This window comes from Halopseudomonas sp. (assembly GCF_036961105.1).
Taxonomy (GTDB): domain Bacteria; phylum Pseudomonadota; class Gammaproteobacteria; order Pseudomonadales; family Pseudomonadaceae; genus Halopseudomonas.
This window is the reverse complement of record NZ_JBALWW010000002.1, coordinates 329773-349666: the sequence shown is the minus strand read 5'-3', so window position 1 is coordinate 349666 and position 19894 is coordinate 329773. Positions and strand designations below refer to the sequence as shown.

The following is a 19894-nucleotide window of genomic DNA, read 5'->3' as shown; positions in this document are numbered from 1 at the left end:
TGTTTGCTTGAGCGATCTTCGCCTGCTACTGGCAAGTCTGCTTGCCGGTCTGCTATTACCGCTGTGCCTTGAGCAGCTACCGCCCTGGTGGTTGCCCTGGTTGCTGCTGCCGTTGGCGGCGCTGCTGTGGCGTACCCTGGCCGCTGGCCGCTACCTGGCTTTCCTGCTGCTCGGCCTCTGCTGGGCACTGTTGTTTCATCAGCAGGCGCTGTCGCAGCGTCTGGCGCATAACCATGACAATCAACAGTTGCTGATCGAAGGGCGAGTCGCTGCCTTGCCCGAGCAAACCGCGACCGGCTGGCGGTTTCAACTTGAAGCTGTGCACGTCAGCCACAGTGACGAAGTCCTGCCGGATTTGCGCATGCACTGGTGGGGCGGCGAGCCAATAGCGGCGGGAGAGGTGTGGCGCTTCGAGGCGAAGTTACGACGCCCACGAGGCATGAGCAATCCCGGTGCTTTCGATTACGAGGCCTGGCTTTACGCCGCTGCTACCGGTGGGCTAGGGAGCGTGCGCAGTGGTGAGCGCCTCTCGTTGCCAACGGCGACGTCCTGGCGTGATGAATTGCGCACGCGATTTGCTGCGGCACTTGCTCCTGTGCCGCAGGGTCAGCGCCTGCTCGCCTTGTTGCTGGGCGACAAATCCAGCCTCGGCGATGCCGACTGGGAGGTACTGCAGGCCACAGGTACCAGCCATCTGATGGTGATTTCGGGGCTGCATGTCGGCATGCTGGCCCTGGCCGTATTCTGGTTGACACGACAACTGCTGCGCTGGGGACGCTTTGGCTGGTCCTGGCCGCAACTGTGGCTGTCTGCTCCGGTGGCTTTGGTAGCGGCGGGCCTCTATGCCTGGCTGGCCGGTTTCGCCGTGCCGGTGCAGCGGGCGCTGCTGATGTGCGCACTGGTATGTCTGACCCAGCTGTGCCAGCGAAGGCCCAGCGCGCCGCTGGTCTGGCTGGTGGCTCTGGTCTCGGTGGTTATGCTGAACCCCGCCGCGCCTCTGCGTGCCGGTTTCTGGTTATCCTTTGTGGCCGTAGGGCTGTTGCTCTTCGGTCTGGGTGGCCGCCTGGCGCAGCGTGGTATCTGGGCGCGCTGGGGCAGTGCTCAATGGGTGGTTTATCTTGGTCTGTGGCCCTGGTTGGTGCTCTGGGGCATGCCTAGCAGCATTTCGGCCTTTGGGGTGAATTTGCTTGCCATTCCCTGCATCAGCCTGTTGATTCTGCCCGTTGCATTGCTGGGGGCGTTGCTGGAGGTTATCTGTGGCTGGCCTGAGTTGCTGCGTCTGGCGGCCTGGCTCTTGGGCTGGTTGTTCGATGGCTTGCAATGGGTGGCCAACTTCAGCCCGGTTTTGCACTTTGCCTTTCCCGGCTGGGTTGCCTGGCTGGTTGTCGTGCTGGGCACCTTGATACTACTCAGTCCGCTGGCCCGTTTGTTATGGCTGCCCGCGGCCATGTGCCTGCTACCCTTGCTCTGGCCCTCGATTCCTCGACCCTCGCCGGGAGTAGCGCAGGTAACAGTGCTGGATGTGGGGCAGGGCCTGGCGGTGCATGTGCAGACTGCGCAGCATGATCTGCTATATGACGCAGGTGCTCGGCTGTCCAGCGGCTTTGATCTGGGTGAGGCGGTGGTCGCGCCGGCTTTGCTGGCCAGCGGAGTCAAGCATCTGGACATGCTGGTGGTGAGCCATGCTGACAACGATCACGCCGGCGGAGCGCCAGCCGTCGCCCGGCGTCTGCCGGTCACTCGCGTGGTCAGCGGCGAGCCGGAGCGTCTGGCAGCGGTGCTGCCGGCAGAGCCCTGCGTGGCGCAGAGCTGGCAGTGGGACGGCGTGGGCTTTGCGCTATTGCCGGCGGGTGAGGCGACAGACAGCGGTAACGACCGTTCCTGCCTGTTGCAGATAGGCGGCCAGGCCGCTGGAGCGCTGCTCCCCGGCGATATCCGTCGGGCTGGCGAGTACCGATTGTTGCCAGCGCTGAAGCCATCCGCGCTGCTGCTGGCGCCTCACCACGGCAGTCATAGCTCCTCTTCATACGCTTTTATCCGCCGGGTCGCTCCGCGCTGGGTGGTCTTCAGTGCCGGGGCAAACAATCGGTATGGGCATCCGCATGCCAAGGTTGTGGCACGATATCGCGAACTGTCGGTAGAACCGGTTTATACTGCCGCTTCCGGCGCTGTGCGCTTTCAGCTAAATGACTTGACCGGGCCTCGGCTCAGTTGGCGTTGGCGCGAGAGAGCACGGCGTTTCTGGCATGAACAATAAGGTGCAGGCACTGCTGTTACAGGGCGTTTCAGCGGATTGTCTGTGCTAGAGTAAACAACCATTTTGGGGAGGGATCGCTTGTGTGGGAATTGATCAGTTCCGGTGGCTGGCTGATGCTGCCGATCATTCTGTCATCTGTAATTGCCGTGGCTATTGTCATAGAGCGTTTGTGGGCCTTGCGCACCAGTCGCGTGGCGCCGGTAAACCTGCTTGGACAAGTCTGGCGCTGGATCAAGGACGGCCAGCTTGATGCGGTCAAACTGAAAACCCTGCGCGCCGACTCTCCTCTGGGTGAAGTGCTGGCCGCTGGCCTGGCCAATTCGCGTCATGGCCGGGAAATCATGAAAGAGTGCATTCAGGAGGCCGCCGGCAAGGTGGTCCACGAGCTTGAGCGCTATCTGAATACGCTGGGCACCATAGCGGCCATTACTCCGCTGCTGGGCCTGTTGGGCACGGTGATTGGCATGATCGACGTCTTCAGTGCCATCATGGTGCAGGGCACCGGCAACACCGGGGTGCTCGCCGGCGGTATCTCCAAGGCACTGATCACCACTGCTGCGGGCCTCACCGTAGCCATTCCGGCAGTGTTCTTTCATCGTTTCTTTGTACGTCGGGTCGATGAACTGGTTATTACCATGGAGCAGGAAGCGACCAAACTGGTCGAAGTGGTACAGGGCAATCGTGACGTGGAGTTCAACGGCGACAACGGCAATGGCAACGGCAAGCGCGCTACCGTGGCTGCGGCTGTCGGCAAGGGAGCCTGACCGTGAACTTCCGCCGTCAGAGAACGGAGGAGGTCAGTGTCAACCTGACGCCGCTGATCGATGTGGTTTTTCTGCTGCTGATCTTCTTTATGGTTTCTACCACCTTTACCCGCGAGACGCAGCTCAAGCTGGATCTGCCGCAGGCGGCCTCTGGTGAGCGCGTGGAGAACCGCAATATTCAGCAGCTCGAGCTGACTATTTCGGCCACTGGCGACATGGCGCTCAACGAGAAAAGTCTGCTCAACCCCAACCTGAGTAACCTCAAAGCGGCACTGAGCAAAGAGTCTGGTGGCGATAATCTGTTGCCAGTAGTTATCACCGCCGATGCGCAAACACCGCATCAATACGTGATAACGGCAATGGACGCCGCCGGCCAGTTGGGTTTCAGCCGATTGCGCTTGACTACCAGTGAAATTGGAGCGGGCGAGGCGCAGTGATCAGCCTTGAGCAGGCGTTGCTGCGCGCCTGGTATGGGAAACAGCCCTGGCTGCTAATACTGCGGCCGCTGTCGGCATTGTATCGCTGGGCGGTGGTGCGCCGCCGTCAGCGTTATCTGAGTGGGCAGTCCCCGCAGTGGCGGCCGCCGGTGCCGCTGATCATCGTAGGTAATATCACTCTCGGTGGTACCGGCAAAACTCCGATGGTGCTGTGGCTGATCGAGTTCTTGCGCGACCAAGGTTACCGTGTGGGGGTAATCAGCCGCGGTTATGGTGGTCAGCCGCCGCAATTGCCCTGGGCCGTGACGCCCGAGGCCGATGCCGCGGATTGTGGCGACGAGCCGCTGTTGATTGCCCAACGTGCCCAGGTACCGCTGTTCATTGATCCTGACCGGCCGGCAGCGGCGCGTGCATTGCTCGCAAGCAACGATATTGACGTCATCATCAGCGATGACGGGCTGCAGCATTATGCGCTCGGTCGCACGGTGGAGCTGGTGATGCTGGACGCGCAGCGAGGCTTGGGCAATGGCCGCTGCCTGCCGGAAGGGCCCTTGCGCGAACCACCCGAGCGTCTCGATTGCGTAGATCTGGTGGTCTGCAATGGCGCTGCGGCCGATCAGACGAATCGCTTTGCCATGCAGTTGCAGCCTACCAGCCTGGTGCATCTGCGCAGTGGCAAGAAAGTGCCTCTGGCACTCTGGCGTGGCGAGCGCGAAGTAATTGCGCTCGCTGGCATCGGCAATCCCCAGCGTTTTTTTCACACACTGGAGGCGTGCGGGTTTTCCTCTGAGCCGCTGGTATTTGCGGATCACGCCAGCTACACGCACGATTCTTTGCGCAACCTGCCGCAGAATAAAACAGTCATAATGACCGAGAAAGATGCAGTGAAATGCCGCCCTCTGGCCCAGGAGAACTGGTGGTATCTGAGCGTCGATGCGCATCTGAGCGATGCCTTCGCTGCGGCGCTGGTGGCGCTGCTGCCTACTGCATCTGCCGGTTCAAACCAATCACAGGAGTAAAAGATGGACCCTAAACTGTTAGATGTATTGGCTTGCCCGATATGCAAGGGCCCCCTGGTGCTCAACGCCCAGAAAACCGAGCTCTGGTGTCGCGCTGATGGACTCGCCTATCCGGTGCGCGAGGGAATTCCGGTCATGCTGGAAACCGAAGCGCGTGCACTGGATGCTGATGAAAAGCTGGATCGCTGAACATGTTCCACGTCATCATTCCGGCGCGTTATGCCTCCACCCGCCTGCCGGGTAAGCCGCTGCAACTGATTGCCGGCAAACCCATGGTGCAGCATGTCTGGGAGCAGGCGCGCAAGAGCTCGGCTCTGTCGGTGACCGTTGCCACCGATGATCAGCGCATAGTTGATGCCTGTCAGGCCTTTGGTGCCCAGGTATTGCTGACCCGTGAAGATCACCCCTCCGGTACGGATCGCTTGCAAGAGGTTGTCAGTGCTCTGGGGCTGCCTGCCGATGCCTGTGTGGTCAACGTGCAGGGTGATGAGCCGCTGATACCGCCGGCGGTGATAGATCAGGTAGCCGGAAACCTGCTGGCGCACCCCGAAGCGGGGATGGCCACTCTTTGCGAGCCCATTGCCGATGCCGAGACCCTGTTCAATCCGAATGCGGTGAAGGTGGTCTGTGATCATCAGGGTTTCGCGCTTTACTTCAGCCGCGCGCCCATGCCCTGGTGTCGGGACGCCTTCGCTGCCGGGCCTGGGCCACTGCCGGCGGGAATACCCTTCAACCGGCACATCGGCATTTACGCCTACAAGGTCGGTTTTCTGCACGACTATGTCACCTGGCCTGCCAGTCCGCTGGAGATTGCCGAATCGCTGGAGCAACTGCGTGCGCTCTGGTTTGGCACGCGAATTCATGTTGCAACCGCTTGTGAGCTGTTGCCTGCCGGGGTAGACACCCAGGCAGATCTGGATCGGGTACGCGCCTTGCTGGGGCAGGCATGACGCCGGCACCGACGCGGGTACTCTTTGTTTGTCTGGGCAATATCTGCCGTTCGCCGACAGCGCAGGGCGTGTTTGAAGCACGCCTGCACGAACGGGGCCTGCAGCAGAACTTTGTAGTGGATTCTGCCGGCACTGGCGGTTACCACACGGGTGAGTCGCCGGATAAGCGCGCCACGGCTGCCGCGCGCAAGCGGGGTTACGATCTGTCTGTTCAGCGCGCGCGCGCGGTGCGCGACAGCGATTTTGTCGATTTCGACCTTATCCTGGCGATGGACAAGAGCAATCTGCAGAATCTGCTCGCCCGGGCGCCGGCTTCGACTCAGGCGAGAATTCAGCTGTTCATGAGTATCTTGCCGCAAGGGCCCGAGGAAGTGCCTGATCCTTATTTCGGTGGCGCCGACGGCTTCGAGCAAGTACTGGATATGCTTGAGCAGGCGGCAGATGCCTGGCTGGATCAACAGGTGCAGTCTTGAGCGTGCTGCAATCGCAGGTCGATCTGCGGCCCTATAACACGCTGGCGGTGAGCGAGCAGGCGGAGCACCTGCTGGTGGTGGAAAACGAACGCCAACTACTGGCTGCCGTGCAACTGGCCAGCCGCAACAATTGGCCGCTGACCTTGCTGGGCGGCGGCAGCAATCTGGTGCTCGCTGGCCCGGTAGCAGGGCTGGTGGTATTGATGCGAAGCCGTGGGCGGCGAGTGTTGTCGCGTTCGTCCTCGATGGTCGTGGTGGAGGCGGCTGCGGGGGAGAACTGGCACAACTTTGTGCGCTGGTCGCTGGATCTGGGGCTCAGCGGCCTGGAGAATCTGTCGCTGATTCCGGGCACGGTAGGCGCAGCACCGGTGCAGAATATCGGCGCGTACGGGGTTGAGGTAAAAGACGTATTTGTCAGCCTGGACGCGCTCGACCGACATACCGGGGCGGTGGTCAGTTTCTCCTTGGCCGAATGCGGCTTTGCCTACCGCGACAGCTGCTTCAAGCGTGCACCGGGGCGTTATGTGATCTTGCGAGTGCGTTTTCGCCTGTCACTACGCCCGTATATCAACGTGGAATATGCCCCTCTGGCGGCTGCCTGGCAGGCCACGGGCTTGCAATCGCCGGATTCACGGGTGGTCAGCGAGCTGGTTTGTGCCATCAGGCGTGACAAACTGCCAGACCCTGCCGTGTTGCCGAACGCGGGCAGCTTTTTCAAGAATCCCTTGGTGTCGCAAGCTGCTGCCGACGCCCTGCTGCTGCGTCATCCGGGTATGCCGCACTTTCCGCAACCGGACGGTCTGTGCAAACTGGCTGCCGGTTGGCTGATAGAACAGGCGGGCTGGAAGGGTTTTCGGCGCGGCGACGTGGGCGTGCATCAGGCCCAGGCGCTGGTATTGGTGAATTACGGCATGGCGCGGGGCAGTGAGATTCTGGCCCTGGCGGCAGACATTGCCGCCGAGGTACAGCAGCGTTTTGGCGTGGTGCTTGAGCAGGAGCCTCCCTTGCTGGGAACGCTGCGCGCCTGAGACCAGCGGCCGGCGGGTCTGGCACAGGGGAGCGGGAAGCGAGCTGATACAACGCAATGCAGAGACAAAAAAGGGATGCCGAGGCATCCCTTTTTTGTTGTTGCTACAACCTGTTACGACTTGCTGATATCGCTGTCGGGCCCGGCCGGCTGCTCCGCAGGTTGAACCTCCGCTTGGGCATCCTGCGCTGGCGCTTTTGGCTTGGCCCCGGTCTCGGCAGCGGCCTCGCTCGCTGCTTCGGCAGCGACTTCAGGCTGCGCTGTCTCAGCGTCCAGCATGTCTGCCTGTGTCGGCTGGCTGGCTGCTTGAGGCTCTGCTGCGAGCGCTTTTGCAGGTGCTTCTTCAGCGACAGGGCGTTGAGCTTCGGACTCGGCTTCGACCGGCGCACTCGCTGGCGCCGGCTTGGCTGCTTCGGCGTCAGCACCAGGTTCCGCTGCCGGCTTGGCCTCGGACTGCTGCTCGCTGACGGGAGTGCTAGGCTCTTGCGCTGCGGCTTCAGCTTGGCGTTTGGCTTCCAGTTGGCGGCGACGGATCTCGCGTGGGTCGTTATAGGCGCGGCCGCTTTCAGTCAGCGCCGGGATGCTGTCTTCTGCCTTGGCAGTGCTGTCAGCAACCGACGTCTGGACTTCTTCCTTGGCCTGCTCGGGGGTAGCAGCGGGCGTTTCTACCGCGGCAGGTTCCGGCATTGCTTCAGCTTCAATGGGCGCTTCTTCGGCTTTGGCGGCTGCGGGGGCTGGCTCGCTGGCGGCTTCTGCTGCTGTTTCGGCTGGCTGCGTCGATTCTGGTTGAGTCTCCTCGACTGCTGCGGGCTTCTTGCGCTCCTGGCGCTGACGGCGTGGCGGGCGCGGAGCGTCTGCCTGTTCCGGCTCCAGCTCAGACTCTGCGGTTGGCTCGGCTGGCGATACGGGCTCGCCGACTGTTGCCGCTTCGGCATCCAGCTGCTCGCCTGGCTGCGCCTGGCTAAAGGCTTCAACCGCGGTTTCGATGGACGCTTCCACCTTGCTGGCGGCTTCGTTCAGGCCGGCTTCTACCGGTGCCTGAACATCGGTGACGGCCGTGCTGTCAGCGTCTTCCGCAGCGGGTGCGGTAGGCGCTGCTGCGGTTTCCGCGGCAACGGCATCGGCGCTGACCACAGCGGCGGCAATAGGTGCCTTCTGGCTATCCTGGGCTTCGTCCGTGCTCTGCTCGGATGAAGTTCCTTCGCTCCCCTCGGTGCCTTCCTGCTGCGGACGGCGACGGTTGCTGCGACGGCGCTGGCTGCTGCGTGAGCGGCGTTTGGGACGATCGGCCTCATTGCCTTCGTTACCCTGCTCGAGGTTCTCGGTAGCAGTGGTAGTCTCTACGCTGATGTCTTCGGCTTCATGCTCCTGCTCGCTTTGACGTTGCGGGCGACGCTCGCGAGTTTGCTGGCGGGCCTGGTTGTCATCATCGCGTGGCGTGCGCTGTTGATCGGCATCGGCTGGGCGACGGCGGCGACGTGAGTTGGACGGCTTCTGCGCTGGCGCGCTGTCGGCCGGGGTCTCAGTCACGGTCTCGGCGGGGCGTTCGTTGCGCGGCGCCTGCTTGCGCTCAGCCTCGGGGCGTTGTTCTGCGCGTTCTGGGCGCTCGGCACGGTTACCGCGCTCGTTGCGGTCAGGGCGCTGACGGCGATTGCGGTTGTTGCGGCGCTCATCGCTGTTGCGGTTGCCACCGTCACGGCTCGGACGCTTGGCCGCTGGAGTCTCTTCGACTTCCTTGGCGGGGGCGCTCGGCGTGTCGTCATGGGCAAACAGGCCCACCAGAGACTTGATCAGGCCCTTGAACAGATTCGGCTGAGCTGCCTGCACGGCTTCTACCGGTGCTGGGGGAGTAGGCGCTGGGCGAGCAGGGGAGAGGGCCTTGACGGCGGCTTCCTGACGCACGATGGCGCGGGTCTGGCTAACCGGAGTTGGCTCTTCCGCTTCCACTTCGCTGCTCATGGTGAAGCTGCTTTCGTGATTCAGTACGGATTCGTGATCGTCGCGCAGGCGCTGCACTTCAAAGTGCGGCGTATCCATGTGCGGCGTCGGCAGGATCAGGATACGAATCTTGGTGCGTGCCTCGGTCTTGGCCAGGGCTTCGCGTTTTTCATTCAGCAGGAAGGTGGCGACCGCGACGGGTACGTGTGCGCGCACTTCAGCGGTGCGCTCCTTCAGTGCTTCTTCTTCAATGAGTCGCAGTACGGAAAGGGACAGTGACTCGACGTCGCGGATGGTGCCGCGGCCATTACAGCGCGGGCAGACGATGCCGCTGGTCTCGCCCAGCGAGGGCCGCAGGCGCTGACGGGACATTTCCAGCAGGCCGAAACGGGAGATGCGACCCACCTGTACGCGGGCACGGTCCGCTTCCAGACTTTCGCGTACGCGCTCTTCTACGGCGCGCTGATTCTTGGCCGGGCTCATGTCGATAAAGTCGATAACGATAAGGCCGCCGATGTCACGCAGGCGCAGTTGGCGGGCGATTTCTTCAGCCGCTTCCAGGTTGGTCTGCAGTGCGGTCTCTTCGATATCGCCGCCCTTGGTGGCACGCGCGGAGTTGATGTCTACAGAAACCAGGGCTTCGGTATGGTCAATCACGATGGAGCCGCCGGAGGGCAGTTTCACTTCGCGTTCGAACGCGGTTTCGATCTGGCTTTCGATCTGGAAGCGATTGAACAGAGGAACGCTGTCTTCATACAGCTTCACCTTGCTCGCGTACTGCGGCATCACCTGGCTGATGAAATTGAGCGCTTCTTCCTTCACGGTTTCGCTGTCGATCAGCACTTCACCGATGTCCTGGCGCAGATAATCGCGGATGGCGCGAATGATGACGTTGCTTTCCTGATAGATCAGGAAGGGGGCACTGCGTTCGGAGGAGGCGCCTTTCACGGCGTCCCAGAGTTGCATCAGGTAGTCGAGATCCCATTGCAGTTCTTCTGCGCTGCGGCCCAGACCAGCAGTACGCACTATCATGCCCATGTCGGCAGGCACATTCAGGCTGTTCAGCGCTTCACGCAGTTCGTTACGCTCTTCGCCTTCGATGCGGCGAGAGATGCCGCCAGCACGGGGATTGTTCGGCATCAGCACCAGATAGCGACCAGCCAGGCTGATGAAGGTAGTCAGGGCGGCGCCTTTGTTGCCACGCTCTTCCTTGTCGACCTGAACGATGACTTCCTGGCCTTCCTTTAGGACGTCCTTGATGTTCACGCGACCTTCTACCTGCTTGGAGAAGTATTCGCGGGAGATTTCCTTGAGGGGCAGGAAGCCGTGGCGTTCGGAGCCGAAGTCGACGAAGGCAGCTTCGAGGCTGGGCTCGACGCGGGTAATGCGACCTTTGTAGATGTTGGCCTTCTTCTGTTCGCGAGCACCGGATTCGATGTCGAGGTCATAAAGGCGCTGGCCGTCTACCAGGGCGACACGCAACTCTTCGGGTTGAGTTGCGTTGATTAGCATTCTTTTCATGAAGTACCGTTGTGATTCCAGGGCTAGACGGATATCACGTGTACGGCACCTGCGACTCATGCGTTCGGTGTCAGGTGTGTTTCTGGCCTGGGCATGGATCGCCCTGGTGCAGAGTTCACATCGCATTGCTGCTGGTTGGCAGCGTCAACGACAGTTCTATCTGTTACTTCTACAGAGAAACTGCTTGGGGACTGTCCTGCAAGAACAAGAGGGTTGGCTACGGCGGCAGGCTTTTATGCTGCCGGGTGGCGGTCATGTGGCTGTCAACGCAGGGTCTGCGGATCAGCGGTCTGGCCGGCTTCACGTAATGCCCGGATGTTGCTGCAAGGCGTCCTTAGGGAGGAATCAGCTGGACTGGTAACGGGGACACATTGAATGGCAAGTGTCAGCGCTCGTCACATTATCCTGAAGCTGTGCATCTCCACCTAAACACTTACCCATCTGAATCGGGTGCCGCTCAGCGTGGTTGTCCGCGAGCGGGTTGATTTTCTGCGTGCCCTCATGGCAGGCAGTGTTGCAAACATAAGTCGCGCCGATCATTCGTTTTCGTTTGTTGGCGGAGACTGTATGGCTTTGTTTCTGGGGCTCGGCAGCTTTGTATGGGCTGGACTCCCCGGCTGCAAACGCGGCAGCTCGCCGGACTATAGCAGCATTTTTTAAGTGCTTCAATTGAATGAAAAAATGTATCATGCGCGGATGAAAAACAGCCCCAGCGAACTTCCTGTCCAGGTCCAGTTTGATCAGATCGATGCTGATCAGGCCGGCCAGCGCATCGACAACTACCTTATTACCCGCCTCAAGGGTGCCCCCAAGACCCTCGTTTATCGCATCCTGCGCAAGGGGGAGGTGCGGGTGAACAAGGGTCGGGTCAAGCCAGACTACCGCCTGCAAGCCGGCGATACTCTGCGGATTCCGCCGGTGCGGCTGCCCGCGCCCAACGAACCGGCGCTGGTGGGGCAGGGTATTCTCAATGCGCTCGAGGCCGGCATTCTGTTTGAAGACAAGGGGCTGATTGTGGTCAACAAGCCAGCGGGTCTGGCTGTGCATGGCGGCAGCGGTCTGAACTTTGGGGTGATCGAGGCGATGCGCCAGATGCGCCCTGACTGTCCGCAGATGGAGCTGGTGCATCGGCTGGACCGTGATACCTCCGGTTGTCTGATGATTGCCAAGAAGCGTAGTGTGTTGCGGCATCTGCATGCTGCGCTGCGTGGTGACGGTGTGACCAAATGCTATGAAGCGCTGGTCCGTGGTCGCTGGCCCGCGTCAACCAAAAAGGTGCATGCGCCGCTGCAGAAGAGCAACTTGCGCTCCGGCGAGCGCATGGTCGAGGTGAACACTGAAGGCAAGGAAAGCCTGACCGAATTTCGCGTATTGGAGCGCTTTGGCGAACTGGCGACGCTCGTGGAGGCGAGACCCATTACCGGTCGCACGCACCAGATTCGCGTGCACGCCAGGCACGCTGGACACCCGATCGCCGGTGACCCCAAGTACGGTGACGACGACTTTTCCCGCGTAGTGCGTGAACTGGGTGGCAAGCGTTTGTTCCTGCATGCGCGCTCGCTACGCGTGGTCATGGCGGACGGTCAGGAGCTGAAGGTGGAGGCGCAACCGGGCAAGCAGTGGGATGACACCTTAGGGCGGTTGCGCAATGGGTGAAGTGGATACGCTGATTTTCGATTGGGATGGCACCCTCTCGGACTCGGTTGGTCATATCGTCAGCACCATGCGCTGCGCAGCCGAACAGGCGGGTATGCCGATACCCGATGCGCTGGCAGTGCGCGGTATCATTGGGCTGGGGTTGCCCGAGGCGGTGGCCGCGCTCTATCCGCAGGAGCAGGACCAGCAGCGTCTGGACGCGGTTCTGGCTGGCTATCGGACCCAGTACCGCAACCAGCCAGCACAACCCTTGCAGCTGTTTCCGGGTGTGCTGGAGTCGCTGGAGTCATGGCGCGCTCAGGGCTATCGCCTGGCGGTGGCGACCGGTAAGGGGCGCACGGGTCTTGATCGCATGTTGCGGCAGCACGATCTGCTGGGCTTTTTTGAAAGTACTCGCTGCGCTGATGAAACGGCGAGCAAGCCGCATCCGCGCATGCTGCAGGAAATTCTTCGCGAGCTGAACGCTGCGCCCTCGCGCGCCTTGATGGTCGGTGACAGTTCCTTTGACCTGGATATGGCTGCCAATGCCGATATGCGCGCCGTGGCTGTAACCTATGGGGCGCAGAGTCGCGATCAGTTGTTGCGCTGCAGGCCGGTGCACTGCATCGACGAGTTCAGTGAGTTGGGGGTTTGGTTAAGCAAGGCTGGCCGTGTTGGCCAAAAATCCGTGATGGGGGAAGCTTGATGCACAATGATCAATGGACCGAAGGCGAGATGGTTTCCCGGGAGACCCGAGCCCAGGCTGCCGAGGACAAGAAGGCTTGGCGGTTGCTTGAGGATACGTTGCAGGCATCGCTCAAGGAGCAGCGCCGTTCGCGTCGCTGGGGAATCTTCTTCAAGTTGTTGACCTTTATATACCTGTTTGGCGCCATCATGCTGTTCTCGCCTCTGGCGAACATGGAGTCGAGCGCGGTGGGCGGGCCGCATACGGCGGTGATCGAGCTGCGCGGGATGATTGCCGATCAGGAAGAGGCCAGTGCCGATAATCTGGTGGGTGCGTTGCGTGAGGCCTTCGAGGATGTCAATACCAAGGGCGTGGTGTTGAGGATCAACAGCCCTGGTGGCAGCCCGGTGCAGTCGGGGTACGTGTACGACGAGATCAAGCGTCTGCGTGCGCTGCATCCCGACATCAAGTTGTATGCGGTAATCACCGACCTGGGCGCATCCGGTGCCTACTATATTGCGGCGGCCGCGGACGAGATCTATGCCGACAAGGCAAGTCTGGTGGGTTCCATTGGAGTGACAGCTGCCAGCTTTGGTTTTGTCGGCACCATGGAGAAGCTGGGCGTGGAGCGGCGCACCTACACCGCTGGCGAGCACAAGGCGTTTCTCGATCCCTTCCAGCCTGAGAAGCCGGAGGAGCGCCAGTTCTGGCAGGGTGTGCTGAATACCACTCATCAGCAGTTCATCAATCAGGTCAAGGCGGGTCGCGGCGACCGGTTGAAGGAGATCCCTGACATGTTCAGCGGCCTGATCTGGTCTGGAGAGCAGGCGCTGGAGCTGGGTCTGATAGATGGTCTGTCCAGCACCTCGGCAGTCGCGCGTGATGTCATTGGCGCCGAAGAGCTGGTGGATTTCACTCATCAGGAGTCGCCATTCAAGCGCTTTACTCGTCAGCTCGGTGCCAGCATGGGGGCGGCAATCGCTACCGAGTTGGGGTTTTCCGGTCCCAGTCTGCGTTGAGATAGACGGTCAGGGCAGATGGATACCCTCTCTGGCCAGCATCTGGCAAAGCCTGATCAGGGGTAAACCGATCAGGCTGTTCGGATCATCGCCGCGCATGTGCTCGATCAGGCTGATACCAAAACCCTCTGATTTGAAGCTGCCGGCGCAGTCGTATGGCTGGTCGCACCGCAGGTAGCGCTCTATCTGCGCGTCGCTGAGCTGGCGAAAGGTCACTTCATAGGGTTCGACAATCAACTGATGCTGCGCATTGCTGGTGTTGAGCAGGCACAGTGCAGTAAAGAAGGTAAGGGTCTTGCCGCTGCTGCGCTGCAACTGCCGGCACGCCTCATCATGGTTCTCCGGCTTGCTGACCGGTTGCCCGTCGAGTAGTACCACCTGGTCCGAGCCGATGATCAGGTGGGCCGGGAAGTGTGATTGCAGTGCCTTCGCCTTGGTCAGTGCCAGGCGCTGCGTCAGCTGTTCCGGGTGCTCGTTGGGTAAGACGGCTTCGTCGATGTCTGGACTGGCGCTCTGAAAGGGCAGTTGCAGGCGTTCCAGCAGGGATTTGCGATAGGGTGAACTGGAGGCCAGAATCAGCGGTAGCAAGGTTTGCATCCTGTTTACAGTTTGCGCTGGTGTCAGCGCAATGGGTGGTTACAAGGTTCTTGATGTTACCCGGCTGTCAGCAGGCTGACGAGCAGGCAGGCAAGCCGACGAACAGTCCTGGGTTTACTTGCAAATAGTTTTGACAGATGGGGCTGCTGTCCCTAGAATTGCGCGCTTATGTCTGGAACCATACCCTCATACATTGAGCCGGCACGGCTTGTTGATCGCCAAATCACCCTGAAAGGCGTGGTGAAGGCCGATAGCATGCAGCGTTTGGCGGCAGTGTTGGCTGCTCCCGCAGATGACGTGCAGGTTGAACTGCATTTTGCCCGCGACGAACAGGGGATCGGCACCATGCATGGTCATTATCAGACCAATGCACCGCTGATCTGCCAGCGCTGTCTCGAGCAGGTGATTGTGCCGCTCGACAGCGAGTGTGATGTAGGTTTTGTCGAAAGTGATGAGGCTGCCAAACAGCTGCCCCGTCTTTATGAACCGGTTATTGTGGGTGAAGAACCGCTCGATCTGATATCTCTGATCGAAGACGAACTGCTTCTGGCCTTGCCTGCAGTTCCGATGCACCCGCAGGACACATGTCAGCATCCGCCAGGGTATCGCCCTGAGACGGCGGAGCTGGAGGAAAAGTCTGAGAAGCCTAATCCTTTCAGCGTGCTGGCCAAGTTAAAACGCGATACCTGAGCTTAGGAGCTTATTAGTCATGGCTGTTCAGCAGAACAAAAAGTCCCGTTCCGCACGCGGCATGCGTCGTTCACACGATGCGTTGTCCTCCGCTGCCTTGTCTGTAGACAAGACCACTGGCGAAACCCATCTTCGTCACCACGTTTCTCCTGACGGTTTCTACCGTGGTCGTCAGGTTGTAAACAAGGACAACGACGAATAAGTTTTGTCCACGTCAATTCGCCTGGCGATTGATGTGATGGGCGGGGACTTCGGTCCCCGTTGCATTGTCCCCGCTGCGCTTCGCAGTCTCGCGCTTTACCCCTCCCTGCATCTCATTCTGGTTGGCTCTGCGGACGCTATTTCGCCGCTGATTGCTGCTGCCCGCTATCCTTCCGAACGCGTCACCCTGTTGTCGACATCAGAGCAGATTCTGGCGGATGATCCGCCGGCCAGTGTGCTGCGTGGCAAGCCGGATGCCTCCATGCGCGTGGCATTGCAGCAGGTCCGCGATGGCTTGGCCGACGGCTGTCTGAGTGCCGGTAACACGGGTGCGCTCATGGTGCTGGCGCGCTCCGTGCTGGGCATGCTGGACGGCGTACAACGGCCGGCCATCATGGCGGCTTTGCCGGTTGCCGGGCATGACTGTCATGTGCTCGACCTGGGAGCCAATGTCGATTGCTCCGCCGAGCAGTTGTTCGAGTTCGCTCTGATGGGGTCGGCGGCAGTGGCTGAGTTGACCGGCAAGCCCAACCCGCGCGTAGGGCTGCTGAATATCGGCCATGAGGTGCACAAGGGCGGGCGCGAAGTGCGCGCCGTAGGCGCGTTGCTGGCGGCCAGCACGCAGCTCAACTATGTGGGCCATGTGGAAGGCGATGGGCTCTTTCGTGGTGAGGCAGACGTAGTGGTCTGCGATGGTTTTGTCGGCAATGTGCTGCTCAAGGCCAGCGAAGGCGTAGCCAACTATCTGCAGGCCGAGATGCGCGACGCCATGCGCGCAAGCCGGCTGGTGCGCTGGGTCTCTCCGATCATTGCTCGCTCACTCAGGCCCATGCGCCAGCGCAACGATCCGGCGCGCCACAATGGTGCGAGTCTACTGGGTCTGAGAGGCGTCGTGGTCAAGAGTCACGGTGGTGCAGGCGAGCAGGCCATGCTGGTAGCGATTGGCAAGGCGGTGAAAGCCTGTGAGGCGGGTCTGCCCGAGCGCATTGCCCAACGCTTGCAGTCCCGATGAGAGTCTGTGACCTCGGGGCGGTGCAAGGCATCCAAATTCCATTGTCACACTCATGTGTCTAGACTCTGCTCATTCATTGGATAACAGGAAGATGGTATGACTAATTCTCTTGGCTTCGTTTTCCCCGGCCAGGGCTCGCAGGCGGTTGGTATGCTAGGCGAGTTGGCCGAGCAGCATGCGGTCATCAAGGAAACCTTTGGCGAAGCCTCAGACGCGCTCGGATATGACCTTTGGGCGTTGAGCCAGAATGGTCCGGAAGCCGATCTGAATCGAACTGATCGAACTCAGCCCGCCATTCTCACGGCCTCGGTTGCGCTCTGGCGCCTGTGGTGTCAAACCAGTGCGGTGCGTCCTGCTTTCGTTGCCGGTCACAGCCTGGGTGAATATTCGGCCCTGGTTGCCGCCGGGGTGTTGTCCTTCGCTGATGCGGTGCGTCTGGTCGAGCGCCGCGGCCAGTTGATGCAGCAGGCTGTACCCGAAGGCAAAGGCGCCATGGCGGCCATTCTGGGCCTTGAGGATGAACAGATTATCGAGCTCTGCGCGGCTGCGTCGCAGGGGCAGGTGGTCAGCGCTGTGAATTTCAATGCGCCTGGCCAGGTGGTGATTGCTGGCGAGGCCGATGCCGTTGCGCGCGCGATTGACGCCTGCAAGAACGCTGGTGCCAAGCGCGCTATAGCGCTGCCGGTCAGTGTTCCCTCACACTGCGCCCTGATGCAGCCCGCCGCCGAACAATTGTCGTCGGACTTTGCCGCGCTTGATTGGCAAGCGCCCTCCATTACCCTGGTGCAAAACGTCACCGCGCAACCTGCCGCCAATGTGGCCGACCTGCGCCAGTTGCTGGTGGAGCAGCTCTACAGTCCCGTGCGTTGGGTGGAATCGGTGGTCTACATGGCCGAGCAAGGCGTCACCGATCTGGCAGAGTGTGGTCCCGGCAAAGTGCTGGGCGGCCTGAACAAGCGTTGCGCCAAGGCCATCAACAACTACAGTCTGGACAGCGTTACAGGTTTTACCGCGTTCAGCGAACACTTTGCATAAGGAATTCGACATGAGTCTTGCAGGAAAAGTAGCGCTGATTACCGGTGCGAGTCGGGGCATCGGTCAGGCCATTGCACATAACCTCGCTGCTCAGGGCGCCGTTGTTATTGGTACCGCAACCAGTGATCAGGGTGCGCAGGCAATAGCCGATAAACTCGCCGAAGCGGGTTACCAAGGCACAGGCATGAAGCTGGATGTGCGTGATCCCGAGTCGGTCGCCGCTGTGCTTGCGAGCATTACCGAGAGCTACGGCGCACCGGCTATTCTGGTGAACAATGCCGGGATCACCGCCGATAATCTGCTGATGCGCATGAAAGACAACGAATGGGATGATGTGTTGAGCACCAATCTGGGTTCGGTCTACCGCCTGTCCAAGGCAGTGCTGCGAGGCATGACCAAAGGCCGTTGGGGGCGTATCATCAACATCAGTTCGGTGGTGGGCGGTATGGGTAATGCTGGCCAGTCCAACTATGCTGCAGCCAAGGCTGGCATGGAAGGTTTTACCCGCGCACTGGCGCGTGAAGTGGGTTCGCGTGCCATTACTGTGAACGCCGTTGCACCAGGTTTTATTGACACAGACATGACGCGTGCGCTTAATGACAGCCAGCGCAATGTGATGCTGGAGCAGATTCCGCTAGGCCGTTTGGGTCAGGCGGATGAAATTGCTGCCGCAGTAGGTTTTCTTGCCAGCGAGTCGGCAGGCTACATTACCGGCGCTACACTGCCGGTCAACGGCGGTATGTACATGAGCTGAGATGGTATTTCCATCTGAGCTACAATGATGTTTTTGCATGACTTTTTGCCGGGTACAAGCCCCGCAGGCTTTGCACCCTTTACGATAGGAACGATTCACGCTTGAAACCAGGCAATTTGTTTCTATAAACTACCCGCAGTCCGGCTTCTCGGAACTGCAAATAGGAGTGAGAACAAGGTATGAGTACCATCGAAGAACGCGTCAAGAAAATCGTTGCCGAGCAGCTCGGTGTCAAAGAAGAAGAAGTAACCAACAGTGCTTCTTTTGTTGAAGATCTTGGCGCTGACTCCCTGGACACCGTGGAGCTGGTGATGGCTCTCGAAGAAGAATTCGAGACCGAGATTCCGGATGAAGAAGCCGAGAAGATCACCACCGTCCAGGAAGCAATCAACTACGTGAACTCCAACCAGAAGTAATCACGCAGTCTGCCGACAGGTCGAAAAAAGCCGCAGTGCTCTCAAGTTACTGCGGCTTTTTTGTATGTCCGAAACAGGGTGATACGTAGGCTGAGGTACGGCGTCTTGCTGCCCGGCGCGTTTGCGCCGACAATACGGCAGATTCGCGGCAGCGGTTTGGGCCACAGTGCTGATGCTGTCGTTGCTACAAGAGTTGAATAAGGAGTTCGCTGTGTCGCGCAGACGTGTTGTGGTAACCGGTCTGGGTATGTTGTCACCGTTGGGGAATACGGTAGAGAGCAGTTGGCAGGCCGCTTTGGCTGGCAAGAGCGGTATTGCTACCATTGAGCATATGGATGTCAGCGCCTTCAATACGCGCATTGGCGGTTCCATTCGGGATTTTGATGTTGAGCTGTACATGGCGGCAAAAGAAGCCCGCAAGCTCGACCTGTTCATCCAGTATGGCCTGGCCGCCTGTATCCAGTCCATCAAGGACTCGGGTATCGAGATCAATGACGAGAATCGCGACCGCATCGGCGTGGTCATGGGGTCCGGCATTGGCGGTCTCACCAATATCGAAAAGAACTGCGAGCAGTTGCTCACCAACGGCCCGCGGCGCATCTCGCCTTTCTTCGTGCCGGGCTCGATCATCAACATGGTTGCCGGCTATCTGTCCATTCAGTATGGCCTGCAGGGGCCAAACTACGCCATGACCACGGCCTGTACCACGGGTACCCACAGCATCGGCATGGCGGCACGCAACATTGCCTATGGCGAGGCTGACGTCATGGTTGCCGGTGGCTCGGAAATGGCCACCAGCGGGCTGGGTCTGGGCGGCTTCAGCGCCGCACGGGCGATGAGCACGCGCAATGAAGATCCACAGGGTGCCAGCCGTCCCTGGGACAAGGATCGCGACGGTTTCGTACTGTCCGATGGTTCCGGCGCCATGGTCCTGGAAGAGTACGAGCACGCCAAGGCCCGTGGTGCCAATATCTACGCCGAGCTGGTCGGCTTCGGCATGAGCGGCGATGCTTATCATATGACCGCGCCGCCGGAAGACGGTCGTGGCGGCGCCAAGTGCATGGCCAATGCACTAAAGGATGCCGGTATGAACGCCGATGAGGTGGACTACATCAACGCCCATGGCACCTCGACCCCTGCTGGCGACCTGGCCGAGACGCGCGCGGTGAAGACGGTGTTCGGTGATCACGCGCACAAGCTGGCGATCAGCTCGACCAAATCCATGACGGGTCACCTGCTGGGCGCCGCCGGTGCGGTAGAAGCGGTGTTCAGTGTGCTGGCCCTGCGTGATCAGGTCGCGCCGCCGACCATCAATCTGGACAACCCGGATGAGGGCTGCGACCTGAACTATGTGGCGCACCAGGCGCAGCAGCGCTCGTTGAATGTAACGCTGTCCAACTCCTTCGGCTTCGGTGGTACCAACGGCAGTCTGGTCTTTCGCCGCTGCGAATGAAAGTGGACGCG

The 19894-nt window shown here is 60.4% G+C and carries 20 protein-coding genes; 18 read left to right on the top strand and 2 right to left on the bottom strand.

Annotated features, from left to right (window positions below):
- The first annotated feature begins 7 nt into the window (after window positions 1-7).
- The 8 genes from V7756_RS04425 (at window position 8) to murB (ending at window position 6928) form a co-directional block, all read left to right on the top strand.
- The gene (locus V7756_RS04425) at window positions 8-2257 is read left to right on the top strand and encodes a DNA internalization-related competence protein ComEC/Rec2 (RefSeq protein ID WP_335608931.1); all 2250 of its coding nucleotides are present in this window, start codon (window positions 8-10) and stop codon (window positions 2255-2257) included.
- A gap of 80 nt (window positions 2258-2337) precedes the next feature.
- On the top strand, window positions 2338-3021 hold the full coding sequence (locus tag V7756_RS04420) for a MotA/TolQ/ExbB proton channel family protein (protein WP_335608930.1): 684 nt from the start codon (window positions 2338-2340) through the stop codon (window positions 3019-3021).
- 2 nt (window positions 3022-3023) lie between these two features.
- Window positions 3024-3458, top strand: a complete 435-nt coding sequence (locus V7756_RS04415) for an ExbD/TolR family protein (protein WP_335608929.1) — start codon at window positions 3024-3026, stop codon at window positions 3456-3458.
- Window positions 3458-4477: a tetraacyldisaccharide 4'-kinase gene (lpxK, locus tag V7756_RS04410; RefSeq protein WP_335608960.1), complete on the top strand. Its 1020-nt coding sequence runs from the start codon at window positions 3458-3460 to the stop codon at window positions 4475-4477. Before V7756_RS04415 ends, lpxK begins: the two co-directional genes overlap by 1 nt.
- A gap of 3 nt (window positions 4478-4480) precedes the next feature.
- Window positions 4481-4666, top strand: coding sequence for a Trm112 family protein (locus V7756_RS04405; RefSeq protein ID WP_335608928.1), 186 nt, complete (start codon window positions 4481-4483; stop codon window positions 4664-4666).
- Between the two features lie 2 nt (window positions 4667-4668).
- On the top strand, window positions 4669-5427 hold the full coding sequence (gene kdsB / locus V7756_RS04400; protein WP_335608927.1) for a 3-deoxy-manno-octulosonate cytidylyltransferase: 759 nt from the start codon (window positions 4669-4671) through the stop codon (window positions 5425-5427).
- On the top strand, window positions 5424-5900 hold the full coding sequence (locus V7756_RS04395; RefSeq protein ID WP_335608926.1) for a low molecular weight protein-tyrosine-phosphatase: 477 nt from the start codon (window positions 5424-5426) through the stop codon (window positions 5898-5900). The genes kdsB and V7756_RS04395 overlap by 4 nt, the downstream gene beginning before the upstream one ends.
- The gene (gene murB, locus V7756_RS04390; RefSeq protein ID WP_335608925.1) at window positions 5897-6928 is read left to right on the top strand and encodes a UDP-N-acetylmuramate dehydrogenase; all 1032 of its coding nucleotides are present in this window, start codon (window positions 5897-5899) and stop codon (window positions 6926-6928) included. Before V7756_RS04395 ends, murB begins: the two co-directional genes overlap by 4 nt.
- A gap of 113 nt (window positions 6929-7041) precedes the next feature.
- On the opposite strand, the gene rne is transcribed toward murB, so the two are convergent.
- Window positions 7042-10386, bottom strand: a complete 3345-nt coding sequence (rne, locus tag V7756_RS04385) for a ribonuclease E (RefSeq protein WP_335608924.1) — start codon at window positions 10384-10386, stop codon at window positions 7042-7044.
- Between the two features lie 696 nt (window positions 10387-11082).
- On the opposite strand from rne, the gene rluC reads away from it, so the two are divergent.
- The 3 genes from rluC to sppA are packed head-to-tail and all read left to right on the top strand — an operon-like array spanning window position 11083 to window position 13725.
- Complete coding sequence (gene rluC, locus V7756_RS04380; protein WP_335608923.1) at window positions 11083-12042, top strand: 23S rRNA pseudouridine(955/2504/2580) synthase RluC; 960 nt, start codon at window positions 11083-11085, stop codon at window positions 12040-12042.
- The gene (locus tag V7756_RS04375; RefSeq protein ID WP_335608922.1) at window positions 12035-12727 is read left to right on the top strand and encodes an HAD-IIIA family hydrolase; all 693 of its coding nucleotides are present in this window, start codon (window positions 12035-12037) and stop codon (window positions 12725-12727) included. The genes rluC and V7756_RS04375 overlap by 8 nt, the downstream gene beginning before the upstream one ends.
- Before the next feature lie 29 nt (window positions 12728-12756).
- Window positions 12757-13725, top strand: coding sequence for a signal peptide peptidase SppA (sppA, locus tag V7756_RS04370; protein WP_335608959.1), 969 nt, complete (start codon window positions 12757-12759; stop codon window positions 13723-13725).
- Between the two features lie 9 nt (window positions 13726-13734).
- Here sppA and V7756_RS04365 read toward each other — a convergent pair whose 3' ends face one another.
- Window positions 13735-14322, bottom strand: coding sequence for a Maf family protein (locus tag V7756_RS04365; RefSeq protein WP_442908947.1), 588 nt, complete (start codon window positions 14320-14322; stop codon window positions 13735-13737).
- Window positions 14323-14490: 168 nt separating this feature from the next.
- Between V7756_RS04365 and V7756_RS04360 the strand changes: the two genes are divergently transcribed.
- From V7756_RS04360 to fabF, 7 genes are all read left to right on the top strand, one after another.
- Window positions 14491-15012 (top strand): YceD family protein, encoded by a 522-nt coding sequence (locus V7756_RS04360; RefSeq protein WP_335608921.1) that lies wholly within the window; start codon window positions 14491-14493, stop codon window positions 15010-15012.
- A gap of 19 nt (window positions 15013-15031) precedes the next feature.
- Complete coding sequence (gene rpmF / locus V7756_RS04355) at window positions 15032-15214, top strand: 50S ribosomal protein L32 (protein ID WP_065335934.1); 183 nt, start codon at window positions 15032-15034, stop codon at window positions 15212-15214.
- Window positions 15215-15217: 3 nt separating this feature from the next.
- Window positions 15218-16225, top strand: coding sequence for a phosphate acyltransferase PlsX (gene plsX / locus V7756_RS04350; protein ID WP_335608920.1), 1008 nt, complete (start codon window positions 15218-15220; stop codon window positions 16223-16225).
- A 96-nt stretch (window positions 16226-16321) separates the two neighbouring features.
- The gene (gene fabD, locus V7756_RS04345; RefSeq protein ID WP_335608919.1) at window positions 16322-17260 is read left to right on the top strand and encodes an ACP S-malonyltransferase; all 939 of its coding nucleotides are present in this window, start codon (window positions 16322-16324) and stop codon (window positions 17258-17260) included.
- 10 nt (window positions 17261-17270) lie between these two features.
- The gene (gene fabG, locus V7756_RS04340) at window positions 17271-18014 is read left to right on the top strand and encodes a 3-oxoacyl-ACP reductase FabG (RefSeq protein WP_335608918.1); all 744 of its coding nucleotides are present in this window, start codon (window positions 17271-17273) and stop codon (window positions 18012-18014) included.
- Between the two features lie 179 nt (window positions 18015-18193).
- Complete coding sequence (gene acpP / locus V7756_RS04335) at window positions 18194-18430, top strand: acyl carrier protein (protein ID WP_092284417.1); 237 nt, start codon at window positions 18194-18196, stop codon at window positions 18428-18430.
- A 211-nt stretch (window positions 18431-18641) separates the two neighbouring features.
- Window positions 18642-19883, top strand: coding sequence for a beta-ketoacyl-ACP synthase II (fabF, locus tag V7756_RS04330; RefSeq protein ID WP_335608917.1), 1242 nt, complete (start codon window positions 18642-18644; stop codon window positions 19881-19883).
- The last annotated feature ends 11 nt before the right edge of the window (window positions 19884-19894 follow it).

What these genes read in the sequence shown, in the direction of transcription:
- rne (WP_335608924.1), bottom strand. Translation starts at nt 10,386, where the DNA reads ATGAAAAGAATGCTAATCAACGCAACTCAACCCGAAGAGTTGCGTGTC.
- kdsB (WP_335608927.1), top strand. Translation starts at nt 4,669, where the DNA reads ATGTTCCACGTCATCATTCCGGCGCGTTATGCCTCCACCCGCCTGCCG.
- V7756_RS04360 (WP_335608921.1), top strand. Translation starts at nt 14,491, where the DNA reads ATGTCTGGAACCATACCCTCATACATTGAGCCGGCACGGCTTGTTGAT.
- V7756_RS04395 (WP_335608926.1), top strand. Translation starts at nt 5,424, where the DNA reads ATGACGCCGGCACCGACGCGGGTACTCTTTGTTTGTCTGGGCAATATC.
- V7756_RS04365 (WP_442908947.1), bottom strand. Translation starts at nt 14,322, where the DNA reads ATGCAAACCTTGCTACCGCTGATTCTGGCCTCCAGTTCACCCTATCGC.
- fabD (WP_335608919.1), top strand. Translation starts at nt 16,322, where the DNA reads ATGACTAATTCTCTTGGCTTCGTTTTCCCCGGCCAGGGCTCGCAGGCG.
- V7756_RS04375 (WP_335608922.1), top strand. Translation starts at nt 12,035, where the DNA reads ATGGGTGAAGTGGATACGCTGATTTTCGATTGGGATGGCACCCTCTCG.
- V7756_RS04405 (WP_335608928.1), top strand. Translation starts at nt 4,481, where the DNA reads ATGGACCCTAAACTGTTAGATGTATTGGCTTGCCCGATATGCAAGGGC.
- acpP (WP_092284417.1), top strand. Translation starts at nt 18,194, where the DNA reads ATGAGTACCATCGAAGAACGCGTCAAGAAAATCGTTGCCGAGCAGCTC.
- fabG (WP_335608918.1), top strand. Translation starts at nt 17,271, where the DNA reads ATGAGTCTTGCAGGAAAAGTAGCGCTGATTACCGGTGCGAGTCGGGGC.
- rpmF (WP_065335934.1), top strand. Translation starts at nt 15,032, where the DNA reads ATGGCTGTTCAGCAGAACAAAAAGTCCCGTTCCGCACGCGGCATGCGT.
- sppA (WP_335608959.1), top strand. Translation starts at nt 12,757, where the DNA reads ATGGTTTCCCGGGAGACCCGAGCCCAGGCTGCCGAGGACAAGAAGGCT.
- rluC (WP_335608923.1), top strand. Translation starts at nt 11,083, where the DNA reads ATGAAAAACAGCCCCAGCGAACTTCCTGTCCAGGTCCAGTTTGATCAG.